Annotated in this window: 15 protein-coding genes; 6 read left to right on the top strand and 9 right to left on the bottom strand. The window is 61.5% G+C overall.

What is annotated here, in order from left to right; all coding sequences use genetic code 11:
* Window positions 1-5 precede the first annotated feature (5 nt).
* The 4 genes from C7440_RS09890 (at window position 6) to C7440_RS09905 (ending at window position 5,271) form a co-directional block, all read left to right on the top strand.
* On the top strand, window positions 6-815 hold the full coding sequence (locus tag C7440_RS09890; RefSeq protein WP_083851309.1) for an enoyl-CoA hydratase/isomerase family protein: 810 nt from the start codon (window positions 6-8) through the stop codon (window positions 813-815).
* A complete protein-coding gene (locus C7440_RS09895; protein WP_116518380.1) occupies window positions 812-1,987 on the top strand; it encodes a thiolase family protein in 1,176 nt (391 codons plus the stop codon). Before C7440_RS09890 ends, C7440_RS09895 begins: the two co-directional genes overlap by 4 nt.
* Before the next feature lie 24 nt (window positions 1,988-2,011).
* Entirely contained in the window at window positions 2,012-3,517 is a 1,506-nt protein-coding gene (locus C7440_RS09900) for a bifunctional 3-(3-hydroxy-phenyl)propionate/3-hydroxycinnamic acid hydroxylase (RefSeq protein ID WP_165832522.1), read from the top strand.
* Window positions 3,518-3,588: 71 nt separating this feature from the next.
* Window positions 3,589-5,271, top strand: coding sequence for an acetate--CoA ligase (locus tag C7440_RS09905; protein WP_017524918.1), 1,683 nt, complete (start codon window positions 3,589-3,591; stop codon window positions 5,269-5,271).
* 87 nt (window positions 5,272-5,358) lie between these two features.
* Here C7440_RS09905 and C7440_RS09910 read toward each other — a convergent pair whose 3' ends face one another.
* Genes C7440_RS09910 through C7440_RS09930 form a run of 5 tightly spaced genes read right to left on the bottom strand, consistent with a single transcriptional unit; the run spans window position 5,359 to window position 9,885 of the window.
* The gene (locus tag C7440_RS09910; protein ID WP_017524919.1) at window positions 5,359-6,060 is read right to left on the bottom strand and encodes an ABC transporter ATP-binding protein; all 702 of its coding nucleotides are present in this window, start codon (window positions 6,058-6,060) and stop codon (window positions 5,359-5,361) included.
* Window positions 6,053-6,802, bottom strand: coding sequence for an ABC transporter ATP-binding protein (locus tag C7440_RS09915; RefSeq protein WP_026068027.1), 750 nt, complete (start codon window positions 6,800-6,802; stop codon window positions 6,053-6,055). Before C7440_RS09915 ends, C7440_RS09910 begins: the two co-directional genes overlap by 8 nt.
* Window positions 6,799-7,776, bottom strand: a complete 978-nt coding sequence (locus tag C7440_RS09920; RefSeq protein WP_017524921.1) for a branched-chain amino acid ABC transporter permease — start codon at window positions 7,774-7,776, stop codon at window positions 6,799-6,801. Before C7440_RS09920 ends, C7440_RS09915 begins: the two co-directional genes overlap by 4 nt.
* Window positions 7,777-8,640, bottom strand: a complete 864-nt coding sequence (locus C7440_RS09925) for a branched-chain amino acid ABC transporter permease (protein ID WP_017524922.1) — start codon at window positions 8,638-8,640, stop codon at window positions 7,777-7,779. It lies immediately after the preceding gene.
* 51 nt (window positions 8,641-8,691) lie between these two features.
* Window positions 8,692-9,885, bottom strand: a complete 1,194-nt coding sequence (locus C7440_RS09930) for an ABC transporter substrate-binding protein (RefSeq protein ID WP_026068028.1) — start codon at window positions 9,883-9,885, stop codon at window positions 8,692-8,694.
* Window positions 9,886-10,108: 223 nt separating this feature from the next.
* Here C7440_RS09930 and C7440_RS09935 point away from each other — a divergent pair, with 223 nt between their 5' ends.
* Window positions 10,109-10,591 (top strand): MaoC/PaaZ C-terminal domain-containing protein, encoded by a 483-nt coding sequence (locus C7440_RS09935; RefSeq protein WP_017524924.1) that lies wholly within the window; start codon window positions 10,109-10,111, stop codon window positions 10,589-10,591.
* An 89-nt stretch (window positions 10,592-10,680) separates the two neighbouring features.
* Here C7440_RS09935 and C7440_RS09940 read toward each other — a convergent pair whose 3' ends face one another.
* Genes C7440_RS09940 through rsmB form a run of 4 tightly spaced genes read right to left on the bottom strand, consistent with a single transcriptional unit; the run spans window position 10,681 to window position 15,729 of the window.
* Entirely contained in the window at window positions 10,681-11,379 is a 699-nt protein-coding gene (locus C7440_RS09940) for a response regulator (protein WP_116518381.1), read from the bottom strand.
* A 10-nt stretch (window positions 11,380-11,389) separates the two neighbouring features.
* A complete protein-coding gene (locus C7440_RS09945; protein ID WP_116518382.1) occupies window positions 11,390-13,747 on the bottom strand; it encodes a sensor histidine kinase in 2,358 nt (785 codons plus the stop codon).
* Window positions 13,744-14,331, bottom strand: a complete 588-nt coding sequence (locus tag C7440_RS09950) for a DUF4390 domain-containing protein (RefSeq protein WP_017524927.1) — start codon at window positions 14,329-14,331, stop codon at window positions 13,744-13,746. Before C7440_RS09950 ends, C7440_RS09945 begins: the two co-directional genes overlap by 4 nt.
* A gap of 51 nt (window positions 14,332-14,382) precedes the next feature.
* A complete protein-coding gene (gene rsmB, locus C7440_RS09955; RefSeq protein ID WP_371743457.1) occupies window positions 14,383-15,729 on the bottom strand; it encodes a 16S rRNA (cytosine(967)-C(5))-methyltransferase RsmB in 1,347 nt (448 codons plus the stop codon).
* Window positions 15,730-15,862: 133 nt separating this feature from the next.
* Here rsmB and rimO point away from each other — a divergent pair, with 133 nt between their 5' ends.
* Window positions 15,863-17,212, top strand: coding sequence for a 30S ribosomal protein S12 methylthiotransferase RimO (rimO, locus tag C7440_RS09960; RefSeq protein ID WP_017524929.1), 1,350 nt, complete (start codon window positions 15,863-15,865; stop codon window positions 17,210-17,212).
* Window positions 17,213-17,266: the final 54 nt, after the last annotated feature.

A 17,266-nucleotide genomic window follows, 5' to 3' on the forward strand; every position in this document is an offset into this window, starting at 1 on the left:
GCACCATGTCCAATAGCCCTCAAAAATTGATCATCGAAACCGAAAGCGGCACGCAAACGTGGCGCCTGAACTTCGCCCCCGTCAACGCCTTGAGCCCCGACCTTCTCTGTGAGATGAAGCAGGCCTTGCAGAACGCGGAAGCGGATCCTGGCATCAGCGCCATCGTGCTTACCAGCCAACTACGCATATTCTCAGCGGGGGGCGATGCAGGGTGGATGGGTTCCGTCCTGAACGAGCGTGGACCTGAAGCACTGGTCAATGAATTCAACCAAGCAATGGACGTTTTCCGAGACGTGTGTTTGTCCTTGCGACGCAGCCCACTGTTGATCGTGGCGGCGTTGAACGGCCATACCCTGGCCGGGGGCCTCGAACTAGCCGCCGCCTGCGACCTGCGATTCGCCGCGGACGACGAACGCTTGCAAATTGGCGTGCCCGAAATGAACCTGTTCGGCGTACTGCCTTCGGGAGGTGGAGGCACACAATTCATTGCCCGTCTGATGGGTCCTTCGCGGGCACTGCAGTTCATCCTCGAGGCAAATCCCGTCTCCGCTCAGCAAGCCTTTGAAAACGGCCTGGTCGATCGGTTATGCCCTCCCGAAACCCTGCTGGAAGATACCCGAAAATTCGCTCGCGACGTCGCCAGGAAAGCTGGGCGCATCGGCGTTTCCGCCGCCAAGAGATCCATTTTCGGCGGCAGCGAACTACCGCTCGAAAATGCTATGTGTCTCGACCATGCGGTTCACTGGGACGCCATGCGGCGCGGAAATTTCCGCAGCGGCGCCGCCGACTTTGTCAAACGGTACGGACAATCATGAGCATGGAAAATGTCGCGGTAATCGGCACGGGAATGACCCGCTTCGGCAAGCACCAGGACTTCTCCCTGAAGACTCTGGGAGGAGAGGCGATTCGACATGCCCTAGCCGACGCGGGCCTGGAAGCGAGCGATATCGACGCAGCCTTCGTCGCCAACGCCATGGCCGGCATCACCACGGGCCAGGTCAGCATCGTCGGGCAGACCATACTCGAGGCCAACGGCTTTCACTCGATTCCCGTTTTTAATATAGACAACGCATGCGCATCGTCGTCCAGCGCTCTGCATCTTGCAGTCCAGTATATCCGCGCCGGCGCCGCCGACACGGTGTTGGTCCTGGGAGCCGAAAAACTGATCTGCGCTGATAGAACGAAAGCCTATATCGCGCTCAACGGCGCAGCCGACATCGACTTCGTCGCCGCCAACGACATAGACGTCACCAAGGCCAGCATTTTCGTCTCGGCGGTCTATCCGCCCAGACTGGAAGCCTACCAGCAAAAATTCGGGCTCGACGCGCAAACGCTCGCTCAAATCGCGGTTAAGAACCGCAACCATGCGGCCCACAATCCCAATGCCCAGTTCACGACACCACTGACCGTCGATGAAGTCCTGGGTTCCCGCCAGATCGTCGGCCCCATCACGGCCCTCATGTGTGCTCCCGTCGGAGACGGGGCCTCGGCCGTCATCGTCACGCGCGAGCGCCTCGTACGGAAACATCAACGGCCCGTATGGATAAGAGGGTCCGTCATCATGATGGCATCAGCCGCCGGCGCAGCGACGTCCGTGGCCAGGACGGCTGCGAAGGCCTATACCGAGGCCCGTATCACACCCGCCGCCATCGACGTCGCCGAGGTGCATGACTCCATTTCGTTCAACGAGCTGCTCGCCTATGAAGAGTTGGGTCTGTGCGAGCCTGGCCGAGGCGCCGCCCTGTTCCAGGACGGCGCCACCACATTGGGCGGCCGCGTTCCGGTCAATCCCAGTGGAGGCCTGGAGTCGCGTGGCCACCCCGTCGCCGCCACCGGAACCGCACAGATCCACGAGCTGGTCTCGCAACTGCGAGGCGAAGCAGGGCTACGGCAAGTCAAGGGGGCAAAAGTGGCCGTCGCTGAAAACGCGGGGGGATTTACAGGAACGGATACGGCAGCCATCGCAATCACGGTGCTGGAAGCCTGAACTGAAATGAACAAGGACTCAACCATGGAAAAAATATACGACGTCGCCGTCGTGGGGATGGGGCCGGTCGGAGCCGTGCTGACGGCGCTTCTGGGAAAATACGAGCTCGATGTCATCAACATCGAGAAGGACCGCGAGGTCTTCCCCTTGCCACGCGCTGCCCATATCGACCATACCGGCTTGCGGACCATCCAGGAAACAGGCTGTCTCGATGAGATTCTGGCCGAGGTCATCAGAAACACGCGCCTGGATCTGCTCAACGCAGACCTTGAGCTATTACGCCGAATCCCGGCCGACCAGCGCAGCGTGTCCGGGCTGCCGACCAGTGTCTACTTCTATCAGCCGGAGTTCGACCGTACCCTGCGCAAGACCGCGGCGAGCTTTCCCAGCGTCACAGCCCGCACGGGCGTATGCATGACCGCCATCGAGCAGCATGCGGACCAGGGCTTGGTGAAACTCGAGGTCGTCAATGAGGCCGGAGCACATGAAACCATCACGGCACGTTGGGTCGTGGGTTGCGATGGCGCAAGAAGCCCCACGCGCGAGCTAAGCGGAATCACGCTGTCCAGCCTGGACTTCGATGAGCAATGGCTGGTCATCGACCTGAAAGTGGACGCCCAAAAGCATCGGCTGCCCGCGGACCATGTCATCGAGGTGTGCGACCCAAAGCGGCCCTACCTGACCACGCCCATCGCTAAAGACCGGCAGCGGTTCGAGTTCATGCTGCTCGAAGGCGAAGATCATGCCACCATGCTCAAGCACGAAACCATAGCGGGACTCTTGGCGAGATGGATTCCTGAAGAAGCCTACACAATAGATCGCGCCGCCGTCTACACCTTTCATGGAATCATCGCCGACGAATGGCGCAAAGAGCGCGTGCTGATCGCCGGCGACGCAGCTCACCAGACGCCACCCTTTCTGGGTCAGGGAATGTGTACGGGCATCCGCGACGCGGCCAATCTAGCCTGGAAGCTGCATCGTGTGGTTCGCGGCCTGTGCGGCGATGCCATTCTGGACACGTATCAATCCGAGCGTGCGCCTCACGCTGCCAAGGTCATCAAGGCCGCCATCCGGATCGGCAAGGTCATTTGCGAGCTCGACCCCGAACGCGCCGCGGAAAGAGATCGCCTGCTGCTGGCGAACGATAAGGGTAGCCAAGACAATCTGCTATTCTCGTTGCCACCACTGGAAGAGGGTCCCCTGGTCCGAAAAGGCGGCGGCAATCTGTTCGTGCAGCCCCGGCTCCATGAACGTTATCTAGATGACATCGTCGGATCGCGCTTCCTGATCGTTGCCAAGTCGGAGGCGGCCGTGGGACACAGCGCCCAATGGTGGCAAACAGAAATGGATGCCCATGTCGCCATGGCTTCGGAACTGGATTCACCCGAGCTCGAACGATGGTTCAAGCAGAATCCGTGCCAAGTGGTGGTCGTGCGCCCTGATCGCTATGTCTTAGGCACGAGCGACTTGCTAGACACCATTACGGAAGAGGTTGGAAACGTGCTGGCCTGCAAGGCGGTAACAGCATAAACGCGGCGGTATGCAACGTGACGGCATAAAACGAATGCCACCACGGCAACCCAATTTAGAAGCACGAGAACATGAGAGATGACTACCCCACCGATACGCAGGTTCCGCCGGGCCACCTCGTGCCTACGGAACATCAGCCCGAATACCTGGACTTCCAGGTCGCGCCGGCAACGCCGATATCACAGACCCACAACGTCGGTATGGCCCTTGCGGACGCCCAGGTCGCCTACGGACGAAGCGAAGCCATCGCCGCCATTCACGCCGAGTCGGGCTCTACATACACCTATGGCCGGCTCGCGCGGGAAAGCCAGGAGCTGGCCAGCGGCCTGATACGCTACGGCATACGCAAAGGCGACCGAATCGCCTACTCGACCGCCAACGACCCGGCGGCGATCATCGTCATGCTGGCCGCCTGGAAGGCAGGAGCCATCGTCGTTCCGATTCCCGCCAATACACGTGCGACCGAAATCGCCGACTACGTCGAGGACACTCGGCCGCGCATCCTGTTCGTGCACCCGCGCGCGGGCAATTTGGAGGCGGTCGAGGCCCAGAAAGAAGCACTGGGCTTCGAGGCAATATACGCATTCGCGGACGAGGGGGTTGAAACCGGCTTTCCGTCATGGACGGACCTGTTCCATAAAAACACCCTGCCCACGGTGGACGTCGACTGCAATCACCCCGCTATCATCTGGCATACCGGCGGCACCACGGGCCGACCCAAGGGGTGCTACCACACGCATAAACGGTTTCTCGCAGCCGGCCTGTCATTCGGCGTCGGCGCAGGCGTACGGGCCGGACAGCGATGGGCGTCCGCCGCTCCCATCGGCCATGCCCTGGGCATCATCCACTCAACCATCTACTCCATGCTCAACGGCGCAACCGTCGTTTTCATCGAGAATTTTTCCGACGCCCGGCACCTGCTCGCCTGCATCGAAAAATACCGGATAACGCACTTCACGGCGCTGATGATTACCTGGGGAAAAATGGCCGTCGAGCTACGCAACGGACTGGACTGGAAGGAGGAATCGCTAACCCGCTGCTTTGCCATGTGGCAAACTGCCAGCTCTGCCGATATCTTCGATTTCTGGAAGAATCGTGGCATCGAACTGCTCAACAACTTCGGCAGTACCTCGTTCGCCAATTGGGTGCTCATACCGCCGCTCGATGAGCCGACGCCGCGCGCCGCACTGGGCAAGCCAATGCCTGGCTATCAGGTAGAGGCCGTCGAAATCACGAATGGCGAATTGCGCGTTCTTCCCCGAGGCGAGCTCGGCCGCATGGCGGTTCGGGGGCCCAGCGGCCTTACCTACTGGAATCATCCCGACTACCAGAAACGCGACGTCGTGGACGGCTGGACGGTTTGCGACGACATCATCCGCTACGACGAGACTGGCTTCGCCCATTACCTTGGGCGCAGTGATTACATGATCAGCACCGCGGGCTTCAAGGTCGCTCCGATCGAAGTCGAACAAGCGCTGTCCAAGCATCCCAGTGTCAAGGAAGTAGCGGTCATACCCGCCCCATGCCCCGTCCGATACGAACAGGTCTGCGCCTTCATCGTTTTGAACCCCGGATTCACGCCCGGCAGCGAGCTGAAGAAAGAACTGCGCAATCTGGTGTCCAACGAACTATCTCCCTACAAGGCCCCCCGGATAATCCGCTTCATCGACGCCCTGCCTCGGGACAGCGTGGGTAAGGTCCAGGGAGCGCTGGTCAAGAAACTGCTGGATGCACCCGAAACGTCGGCTCATTGAGGTTCTTCACGGAAAGAAACAGGCCGGGCAGTGTATACCGCCTGGCCTGTTGTGCACTCAGGGCCTCGCCGGGCCACGGCATGGTACTCAGCCGGCGAGCATGATCGCCGACAATTCGTCGGGATGAGCAAGAAGGTAGCCGCTCTGCCCCTTCCAGGTAATTCGACCGCGATCGAGCACGATGACCTCCTGGGTCGACTGGAGCGCCCTGCGGGCCGATTGCTCGACCAGGATCACGGTCAGCTTGTCTTCGAGCAGACGCCGGATAGACTCCATCAGTACGTCCACGATGATGGGCGACAGACCCTCCAGAGGTTCGTCCAGAATCAGCAGCTTGGGATTACCCATCAGGGCGCGGCCGATAGACAGCATCTGCTGCTCGCCGCCCGAGAGCTGATTGCCGAAATTTCCCCGCCGCTCAAGCAAGCGCGGAAAGAACTCATACACTTTGTCGAGCGACCAGTCGCCAGCGCCGTGCTCGGCCACCATCAGATTCTCTTCCACAGTCAGCGATGGGAAGATGTCGCGGGTTTGCGGGACATAGCCGATGCCCAGGCGGGCCCGCTCGTGCACCGGTAGCCTCTCTATCGCCTGCCCATCGAAGACGATGGAACCGCTGTGCAAGGTCGTGTGGCCCATGATGGTGGCAAGCAAGGTGGTCTTGCCGACGCCATTACGGCCCAGGATGGCCAGCGAACCCTGTTCCGGAATGTCTAGGTCAATGTCTTCGAGAACCACCGTTGCTCCGTAGCCCGCGACTAGGCCCCTGACTTTGAGGCATTCAGCCATGTGACTCTCCTAAATATACATCCCGGACGATCTGGTTTTCGCGGATCTCGTCGGGGGTGCCCTCGACCAGGGTAGCCCCGCCCGCCAGTACGGTGATCCGCTCGGCGAAACGAAAAACCAAATCCATATCGTGCTCGATGAACAAAATTGAAATATCCTTGGGGAACTCCTCCAGAACATCGAAAATCACGTGCGACTCGTGCGACGGCACGCCCGCCGCAGGCTCATCGAGCAAAAGGACTGATGGCCGAAGTCCCAGCGCAATGGCGATTTCGACCAGCCTCTGCTTGCCGTAAGGCAGGTCCGACACGAATCGGTCACAAACGTCGTGGATATGCAACGCATACAGCAGAGCCATCGCCTCGTCTACGATCTCGCCGTGTCGATAGGCCGGCTTCAGCATGAGCCGCGAAGCCCCAGTCCGCTCGGCGATCGACAAACATACGTTGTCCAGCACGGTCAGGTCGTTAAATAGCGCATTGATCTGAAAGGTGCGCCCTATTCCCGCCTTGACCCGCGCGGCGGGGCGATCAAAGGTTATGTCTACGCCGTTCAACAGCACCTGGCCGGCCGATGGCCGCAAGCGGCCCGTCAGCAAATTGATGAAGGTTGTCTTTCCGGCCCCGTTGGGGCCGATCAGGGCGTGCCTGGCGCCTTTTTCGAGACGAAAATCGATGTGATCGGCCACCACCAAGGCACCGAAGGTCCGATACAAGCCTATGGTTTCCAGTGTGGCTGTCATGCTTTTACACCTTTTTTTACTAACAGGTCGAACAGCCCCAGAATGCCGCCGCGCGCGTACAAAATGACTACGATAAGCAGAACACCTATGCCCAGATACCAGTTTTCGGGAAACTGCTTCGCCAGATAATCCTGGGCCACCAGAAACACCACCGGGCCCACGAAAGCGCCGTACAAGCGTCCGACGCCGCCAAGAATCAACATGACCAAAATTTCTCCCGACAGTTCGAAGCCCAGGGTGTTCAAACCGACAAAGCTGCTGGTCTGCGTCAGCAAGGCGCCCGCGATGCCCGCAATGGCGGCCGCCAAGGTATAGGTGAACAGCAGCTGGCGCTGCACGGGCGTACCTATCGCATGCATGCGCATCGTGTTCTGATGGATGCCGATCAAGGAAGCGCCGAACGGCGACCGGCAAAGCGTGCGCAGCAAAAGCCAGACCATGAACAGCACGACTAGGCTGTAAACGTACGCCGTCTTGCCGAACATGTCGAAGCGGAACAGACCCAGGAGCGGACCGATCACGACGCCGGTCAGACCGTCCGCCCCGCCGGTAAGCTGCGTGGCGCGGTTGGCCGCTTCATGGACCAACGACGCCACTGCCAACGTCAGCATGATCAATGTCAGGCCCCTGCCCCGCAGCACCACCGCGCCACTGAGCAACCCCAGCAGGCCTGCACAAGCGGCGGCAATGAGCATCTGGATCAGCGGGTCGTGGATGGCCAAGGAGACGCTGGCTATGCCCGCAGCATACGCCCCGACGCCAAAGAAGACCCCGTGACCCAGGGATACCACACCGGCATAGCCGACGATCAGATCCAGCGACAGGACCAGAATGATGAAAATCAGGATCCGCGCCGCCAAGGCCAAATATTCGGGCAGCAGAAAGAACACGGCGATGCCCAACACCCATGGAATCAGCTCGGTGATCTCGAACGGCTCCCGCGGCAGATAGAACTTCAGTCGCTGACCATCCATTTACGTTTGCGCTCCAAATAAACCTCCAGGCCTCAAGCCCAGAAATACAATGACGAGGCCATACAACAAGAAAGAGCCCAGTTCCGGAATCCAGTATTTGCACGCCGTATCAGTCAGGCCGATCAACAGCGCCGCGAAGAAGGTGCCTCGCAGCGATCCTATGCCTCCGAGCGCCACAACCATTAGGAAGATGACGAGGAACTCAAAGGGATAGCCGGGCTGCACTGCCAGCAACTCGACCCCCAGAGCCCCACCCAGACCGGCCAGGCCGCTGCCCAGCATGAAGGTCAGGCTGAATATGTGCGAGGTGTCGATGCCTATCGACTGCGCCATGGCACGATTGTCTACCGCGGCGCGCACCTTTGCGCCCCATCGCGTGCGTTCAATGCCAAACCACAATGCCAGGATTAGCAGCGCCCCGACCACGATGATGAAAACCCGGTACGCGATCCAGTCGAGGCCGAAGATATGCCATTGACCCTGAAGATAAGGCGGCAGGTCGACGCGCTGCGACTGAGGGCCGAACGCTATGCGCACCAGCGCGATCGCAACGAAGATCAGACCGATGGAAATCAGCACCTGCGCCAGCTCGCTGTCGCCGTAGAAACGCGCATACAGCAGGCGCTCGAGCACATAGCCCATCAGGCACGACGCGACGAATGCCAAGCCAAGCGCTACCGGATAAGGGACGCCGTATCGGCCCATCAATACGATCAGCGCGTAGCCGCCAACCATCGCAAAAATGCCGTGGGCCAGATTAGCGAACCGCATCAGACCCATGGTGATGGACAGTCCCACGGTGATGACATACAGCACCATGCCGAATGCCGCGCCATGGAACATCACATTTATGATTTCCAACATGAAGAATCCCAGGATGAAGGCCCCTCCCCGCCGGGGAGGGATCGCGCCCGATTATTTGCTGTTTTGCTCTACCCATGGATCAAGGACTTGCTGGCCAACGACCTCAATTTCGACGTTGGCCAGACGGCCATCGACCTTCCGGACTTCGCGCAGATATTCGTTCTGCCTGATGTCGCGTGTTCTGGGGTCGATGGAGATCGTGCCGCGCGGACTCTCATCGGACTTGTAGTGGCGCAAGATCTCCATTGACTTGTCCGACTCGACCTTGCCTTCTTGCGCGATGATCGCTTCGTAGATCGCGTCCATAGTGTCCCATGCCTGAGGCGCCGCGAAACTGGGAATGGAGTCTTTGCCATAAGCGGCGGCCCAGGCGGCATTGAAGTCTTTCGTGGCCTGTCGGTCGGCGGCGCCCGAGTAATGATGTACCGTGAGCAGACCGAGCGCGGCATCGCCCAGAGACGGCAACTCTTCGTCAGCGGTGATGTCGCCCGTGCCCACCAGCTTGATGCCCTGCTTAGCCAGACCCAGATCATTGAAGGCCTTGACAAAATTCACGCCTATCCGGCCCGTAGGTACGAACACGAACAGCACGTCGGGATTCAGCTCCTTCACCTTCTGCAGATAGGGCACGAAGTCGGCGGTATTGATAGGCATACGCACGCGCCCCACGACTTCGGCGCCTGTGTTTTCTCTAAAGCCTAGCTCGAAATATTTCTCGGAATCGAAACCGGGACCGTAATCGGTGACGGCGATGTAAGAGGTTTTGTAGCGTGCGCCCGCCCACTTGCCCAGATAGTACGGTGCGGTCGACGTGCCCATCGAAAAACGCACGAAGTAAGGCGAAAGTGTGATATTCACCGATGCGCCAGCATTCATCAGCAAGGTGGGAACCTTGGCTTCGGTCGACAACGGCGCCACCGCAGCGGCATTGGGAGACCAGATGAAACCCGTCAGGAACTCAACTTTCTCGCGCACGATGAGTTCCTGGGCCAATTGGCGCGCCTTATCGGGATTGGGACCACCGTCATCGCGCACGATCAATTTGACGTCGGTCCCTGAAGGAAGCCGGCCCTTGTTTTGATCCATGTACAGTTGCGCCGCCTGGATCATCTGCTCGCCCAAGAACGTTCCTTGGCCGGAAGTGGATGTTATCAGCCCGATTTTTATCGTTTCCGCAGCTGCGGCGCCCGCAACTGCGACGGACACCACAGCCGCAATCGAAAGTATCCGCTTGAAAAATCTCATATTCGTCTCCCCAGGGCCTTGTCGGGCCGGTATGTGATGGTCTTTTGCACAGGCGTCCATTGGGCGCCTGTGCAGACCAGGTTCTCGTGACGGACAGCTAAATGCCGCCCGGCTCATATAGTAAACATGACTATATTAGACATAGAATCTATATGCAAGTAATATTTTGGAGGCCACGTAAAATAGGGCTAAACACAACCAGGAGAGGAAGACATTGAACAAAATGAAGCCTGCTATTCTCCAAGGTCCGAGCGAGCCTCTAGGCTATCTTTCAGACTTGGAAATTGGACATCGGTACCGTATCGGCAAGACGGTGATTCCGTTGGACAGCGCCTTGGAATTTGCCAACGCCTTAGACCCTCTTTCGTTTCACAATGACCCGGAAGCGGCAAAACAATCCCTCTTCGGCGGACTGATCGTCAGCGGACTGCAATCGCTCTCAGTGGTGCACGCGCTTTCCGTATTAGGAGGCTTTCTGGTGGAGGATCGGGTGATCTGCGGTGCCGGGATCGACGAACTGCGTTTTATCAAGCCGGTTCGACCCGACGACGTGCTGGATGTGACTGCGGAAGTAATCGAATTGAAACAACCGCGCCCCGGTCGCGACTATGGCGTCGCCCGGCTCAGATATTCAGTCACCGGTCCGACCGGCGACACAGTGATGACATTCATCGACAACCATGTACTGAAGAACAAGCGCGGCTAACTGCCAGGCCTGTGGGCCATGCCGGTATGCTGTTCGAGCGTGACGATTGGCGAGCGGCGGCTGGCCTGTCCCGCCGCCAGCCGCTGGTATTAGCTGTTGTTCTTGCGGCGCGAGGTTTCTATGCCCAGCTGCTTGAGCTTGCGATACAGGTGGGTGCGCTCGAGGCCGGTTTTTTCGGATACCCGCGTCATGCTGTGGTTTTCGCGGCCCAGGTGGTATTGGAAATAGATGCGCTCGAATTCGTCGCGGGCGTCGCGCAGGGGCTGGTCGAGCGCAATGCCGCCCAGCAGCGAATTGCCGGTTTCGGGAACCGGCGCCGGAGCGGGCTGGTTGAGTTCGGGCACCGGCACGGTGGTAAGCGGCTGCGCACCGGGGTCGAGCAGTTCGGGCGGACGCATGGTGGTGACCAGGCCCGGCGCCACCATGGGACGCGCCAGGCCGGAAGCGATGGTCTTGAGCAGCTTCTGCAGCGTGATGGGCTTTTCAAGGAAATCAACCGCGCCTATGCGCGTGGCCTCGACGGCGGTGTCGACCGTGGCGTGGCCGCTCATCATGATGACGGGCATGTCGAGCAGGCCCTGCGAAGCCCACTCTTTAAGCAGGCTGACCCCGTCGGTGTCCGGCATCCAGATGTCGAGAAGAACCAGGTCGGGCCGGCGTCGCAGCCGCGCCGCGCGCGCCTCGGCGGCGTTTTCCGCGAGTTCGACCGTGTGCCCTTCGTCGTAGAGGATCTCGGACAGCAGTTCGCGTATACCTATTTCGTCATCAACAACCAGAATTCTGGCCATAAAGCTTCACCTATGTTTTTTCGGCATTATCGTCCGCCTGCTCTTTCGAGTCTACATCAGACCGCGAATGTGCCAGGCGGGTCAAGAGGATGGAGATGCGCGCGCCGCCTTCGCGCCGGTTGGCGACGTCGATGCGGCCGCCATGTTCTTCGACGATTTTCTTTACGATGGCAAGTCCCAGGCCCGTGCCCGTGGCCTTGGTCGTGACGTAGGGTTCGAACACCCGGGTCAGCACCTGGGTATCGAAGCCGGGCCCGTTGTCGGCGACGGTAAGGCGCACGGCCTGCTGCTGGGCGCCGTCGTTGCCGCTGGTCTCGGTAAGCCGCGTCTGGACGTAGATGCGCGCCTCTTCGATGGGCTGCGACTGGCATGCGGCGTCGCGCGCATTGGCCACGAGGTTATGTATGAGCTGGCGCAATTGCGTGGGATCGCCCTCGATGACGGGCAGGCCGGGTTCGAACACGGCTTCGATGCGGGCGCTGCGCCCGTCGCCGCGCATGGCGCCGCCGCTTGGATCCCAGCCATACAGCAGCAGCACGTCGGCCACCAGGTCGTTGATATCCAGGTCCTGCATCTGGGCGGGCGGCGTGCGGGCGTACTCGCGGAAGTCGTCCACCATCTGCTTGAGTGAAGCCACCTGGTTGACGATGGTATTGGTCGACCGCATCAGCATGGCCGCGTCGCTTTCGTTCAGGCGGTCGGCCAGCTTCATGGCCAGGCGCTCGGCCGAGAGCTGGATGGGCGTGAGCGGATTCTTGATTTCGTGCGCCAGGCGGCGCGCCACTTCGCCCCAGGCCACGGTGCGGTTGGCTGAGATGACTTCGCTGATGTCGTCGAAAACCACGAGATAGCCGTTGCCGCGGCCATCGACGGTAAGATGCGTGCCGCGCGCAAGAAGCGTTACCACGTGGTGCTGGCCGTTCTCGCGCCTGCCTTCGTCGCCGTCGAGCTCGAGCTCGAACTGCTGCTGCCAATAGGGGCGCTCGGAGCCCACCGCGGCGTGGGCCGCAAATGCCTGGCGGATGAGCTGCGACAGCTTGAACGCGCCTTCGACCGTTTCGAGCGGCCGGCCCTTGGCCGAGCGCAGATCGACCTGGAGTATGGTCTGCGCCCCCTGGTTGAACAGATTGAGCCGGAAGCCTTCGTCGAACACCAGCACGCCCGACGACAGATTGCTGAGCACCGACTCGAGATAGACATTGGAGCGCTCGAGCTGCTGGCGATTGTTCTCGACCATGCGCCTGGCCTCGTCGAGCTGGCGGGTCATGGCGTTGAACGAGCGCGTCAGCTGACCCACTTCGTCTTTCTCGGGCGGCTCGGGCAACGGCCGATAGTCGCCCACGCCCACCGCCTGGGTTCCGGCCGCCAGGGTAAGCAAGGGCCTGACCAGGCGGCGCGACAGCGCCAGCGCCACCACGACCGCGGCAAACACCGCAAGGATCAAGGCCAGGGTAAGCGTAATGCCGTACAGCTTGCGCAGGCCCAGGCGCGAGAGGGCGAGCTCCTGGTAGTCGCGGAAGCCTTGCTGCACCTGATTGGCATTGCGCGCGATCTGCTCGGGAACGGGCTGGATGACCTGCAGCCAGCGTGTCTCGGGCGACATGCCCAGGGCGGACGACGCCCTGTCGAGCGAGCGGATCGGGATAACGACGCGCAGATGCAGGCCCTGCTCGCCGCCGGAAACGTCTGCGGCCTGCCCGTCTTCGACACCGGGTGGTTCGTCCGCCTCGGCGGCCTCGTAGGAGCGCGCCACCCGCAAGTGATTCAGCACGTGCGCGGGGGGGCCGTCCGGGATAAGCTGGCCATAGTCCGACGACGAGAAAGCGACCAGCCGGCCGCTACCGGTAAAGATCATGGCCTCGGCCACGCCATTGGTCTCGCGCAGGCGGGTGATGGCCACGGCCATGTCGGCGTCGCTTGTGTCATTGAGGCCCGTGGCGATGATCTTGGCTCGGCTGCGCACGTCGCTGAGCTGGGTGTCCAGGGCCGCCCGCCCCAGGTTCAGGCCGGCCTCCAGCGCGCTGTCGACCCGCACGTTGAACCAGGATTCGATCGACCTGGACATGAACTGCACTGAAAGCACGTAGATGAGCGCCCCGGGCAGCACGCCTATCAGGGCGAAGAACAGCGCGAACCGGGCGGTAAGCCGCGCGCCGAACTGCCTCCGGCGGATCTGGCGCAGCAGCCGCGCAGCCAGCACGCCCACCCAGAAGATCAGCGCCACCGCCAGCACGCCATTGAGCATCAGCAGAATGTCGTACTGCTGCGCATAGCGGGAAGCATTACCCGTTGACCACACGAGCAGGCCCAGCAGCGCCAGCGCGCTGACGGCGGCGACCAGCAAGGCAAGCCTCAACCCCCACCTCAAGAGGGTGGGTGATCGCCGGCGGAGACCGAGAATTGAAAATCTTTCCATGGGGTGGCTAGGGACCAGGCACTGCTGTTGTATGCGTCGATCTGGAAGGGCCTGGGCAGGCGTGACGTATCAAGCCTGACCCGGATGCGGCCCTGGTATTCCTCGTCGATGTCCAGCTCTTCGGCGCGGGCCACGGCCCAGCCGCGGATATTGCGCACGAACGACAAGGCATCGTCGAACGAGGCTACGGGAATGGAGAGCTCGCCGCTTCCGACGCGCCACTGGCGGGTAAGCGCGTTGTAGACGATGCGCCAGGTCATTTGCTGGTCGACCGCTACCCTGTCGAACCACCACCAGCGTTGCGTGGTGATTCTGAGATCGGCGATGAAATAGATGGGAACGCCCTTCTGTGCCGCCGTGCGCAGCTCGGACGAGACCTCGAACTCGACGTCGGCGTCGATGTAGAGATTGCCTTCGCGCATGACGGGATCGACGCGCACCACCCGCTCGAAGCCAGACTGGGCCGCAACAGGGCCTGCGCCGAACAGCGCAAAGGCGAAGCACAGGACCAGGAGCGACAAGATTCGGGAAACCATTGAGCTCACGTATACGATTGCCGCAAGGACAAAAGCACTATTGTTGACGTCTTAAGCACGCTTGGCAAACAAGGCGTAAAAAAATCCATCGTACAGAGCCCTGCCGTCTTCATCCGGCAGGGGCAGGATCTGGCCGGGAGCCGGCAGCCGCCGGGCATCAGGATGAGCGTCCAGAAAGCGCTGCGCCTGAAGCTCGCCTTCCTGGGGAAAAATCGAGCATGTAGCATACAGCAAGCGGCCGCCGGGCTTCACGGTCTTCCATAAGGCGGCGACAATTTTCTGCTGCAGGGCCGCGGTGCGCGCCACATCGGCCTCGCGTCGCAGCCAACGTATGTCGGGATGGCGTCGCACCACGCCCGAAGCCGTGCAGGGCACGTCGGCAAGCACCAGGTCAAACGGCTGGCCGTCCCACCATGACTGCGGATCGGCCGCATCGGCGCACAGCAGCACAGGGTCGTCGTGCAGGCCCAGGCGGTCCAGGTTTTGCGCCACGCGCTCGAGCCTGGCCGCATCGTTGTCCAGCGCAAGCAGGCTGCAGCGCGCCAGCTCGAGCACATGGGCCGCCTTGCCGCCGGGCGCCGAGCAGGCGTCCAGCACGCGGGCCCCGTCGAAGGGCTGCAGCAAAACGGCCGCCTGCTGGGCCGCGGCGTCCTGCACCGACCAGCAGCCCTCTTCGAAGCCGGGCAGCTCGTGCACGGGACGCGCCTGGCCAAGCGCGAGGCCCGCCTCGCCGACCCGCCGGACCTGGATGCCGGCCTGCGCCAGGCGCTCGGTCATCTCGCCCACCGAACTACGGCGCACATTGACACGCAGCGTCATGGGGCCCTGGCGGTCGCCGGCCTGGAGCAGGGCCTGCCAGTGGTCGGGATAAGCCCGCTCAAGCTGCTTGATCCACCACAAGGGGTAGTTCCAGCGGGCGGCGGGATTGCGCCGCGCCTGGGTTAAAATATCGGCTCGTTCACGCGTGAAGCGCCTTAAGGCGGCATTCAGCAAACCCTTGTAGCTGCGCATGCTGGGCATGTCGGCCGCCCGCACGGCCTGGTCGACAACCGTATGCACGGCGTACACGGGCTCTTGCGAGGCTTTTTCCGGCGCGTCCGGCAGGGCCGCCTCCATGGCCGTGTCGAGCAGTGCCAGCGATACCTGCAGCAAGGCGTCAAACAAGGGGTTGGGTGGCGTGCGCCTGACCAGCAGGCTTTTTATTTCCGTGGCCAGGCCCAGGCGCCGCATTACATGGAAACTGATGGCCTGCGCGGCAGAGCGCAGATGCGCGGGTGTTGCCGCAAGCGCATCCGAAAGCGAACGGCCCGACTTTACCGCCTGCACAGCCCGTGCGCAGGCAAGCATGACGTCGGACAACGCGACAGGGCGTTGCGGGGAATTGTGGTTAGCGGGCACGAGCTGCGTTCATCCGGGTGCAATATTCATCTGTGCGGACTTTATCATCAAATAGCCCCGCGCTTCAGCGGCGCGGGCAGGCAAATACTGAACATTCTTCTTTACCTGGCCGCATGGCTACCAGAGGTTACTCATGAACTCCCCCAAGGCGGCCCCCCCTAACGCGGCCCCCCCTAAAGTCGGCTTTGTCAGCCTGGGCTGTCCCAAGGCGCTGGTCGATTCCGAACGCATCCTGACGCAACTGCGCACCGAGGGCTATATGATCACGCCCGAGTACGACAACGCCGACGTGGTGGTCGTCAATACCTGCGGCTTCATCGACAGCGCCAAGGCCGAATCGCTGGACGCCATCGGCGAGGCCATCGCCGAGAACGGCCGGGTCATCGTCACCGGCTGCATGGGCGTCGAAGAATCCGTCATCCGCGACGTGCACCCCTCCGTGCTGGCCGTGACCGGCCCGCAGCAATACGAAGAAGTCGTGCGCGCGGTCCACCAGGCCGCGCCGCCCAGCCTCGAGCACAATCCTTATGTCGACCTGGTGCCGCCGCAGGGCGTCAAGCTTACCCCCCGCCACTACGCCTACCTGAAGATATCCGAAGGCTGCAACCACCGCTGCAGCTTCTGCATCATCCCGTCGATGCGGGGCACCCATGTCAGCCGCCCCGTTGGCGACGTGCTGGGCGAAGCCGAGCGCCTGGTGAACGCGGGCGTGAAAGAACTGCTGGTCATCTCGCAAGACACCAGCGCCTACGGCATCGACATGAAATTCCGCACCGGCTTCTGGAACGGCCGGCCCATCAAGACGCACATGACCCAGCTTTGCGAGGCCCTGGCCGGCTTCGGCGTCTGGACGCGGCTGCACTATGTCTATCCCTATCCCCATGTGGACGAGGTGATCCCGCTGATGGCCGATGGCAGGCTGCTGCCCTACCTCGACATCCCCTTCCAGCATGCCAGCCCCCGCATCCTCAAGCTCATGAAGCGTCCGGCATTCGAAGACCGCACCCTGGCCCGCATCAAGCAGTGGCGGCAAGCCTGTCCCGACCTGACCCTGCGTTCGACCTTCATCGTGGGCTTTCCGGGCGAAACCGAAGAAGACTTCCAGTACCTGCTCGACTGGATGAGCGAGGCCCAGCTCGACCGCGTCGGCTGTTTTCAGTATTCGCCCGTCGAAGGCGCCAGGGCCAACGAACTGCCCGATGCCGTGCCCGACGAAGTCAAGCAAGAGCGCTGGGAGCGCTTCATGGCCCACCAGCAGGCCATCTCGGCCCAGCGGCTGCAGCGCAAGATCGGCCGGGAAATCGACGTGCTTATCGACGAGATCGACGAAGACGGCGCCATTGGCCGCTCAAGCGCCGATGCGCCCGAGATAGACGGCAATGTCTTCGTCAGCGGCGCCGAGGGCGCCCGCCCCGGCGACATGCTGCGCGTCCGGGTCACCGATGCCGACGAATACGACCTGTACGCTGACGCCGCGCAATAAAGCGCGACCGGGCAAAGAAGCTTTAATTCTTTGCCCAAACATTGCATAGAGGTT

The sequence above is a fragment of the Pusillimonas noertemannii genome (assembly GCF_003096595.1).
Lineage (GTDB): Bacteria > Pseudomonadota > Gammaproteobacteria > Burkholderiales > Burkholderiaceae_B > Pusillimonas > Pusillimonas noertemannii.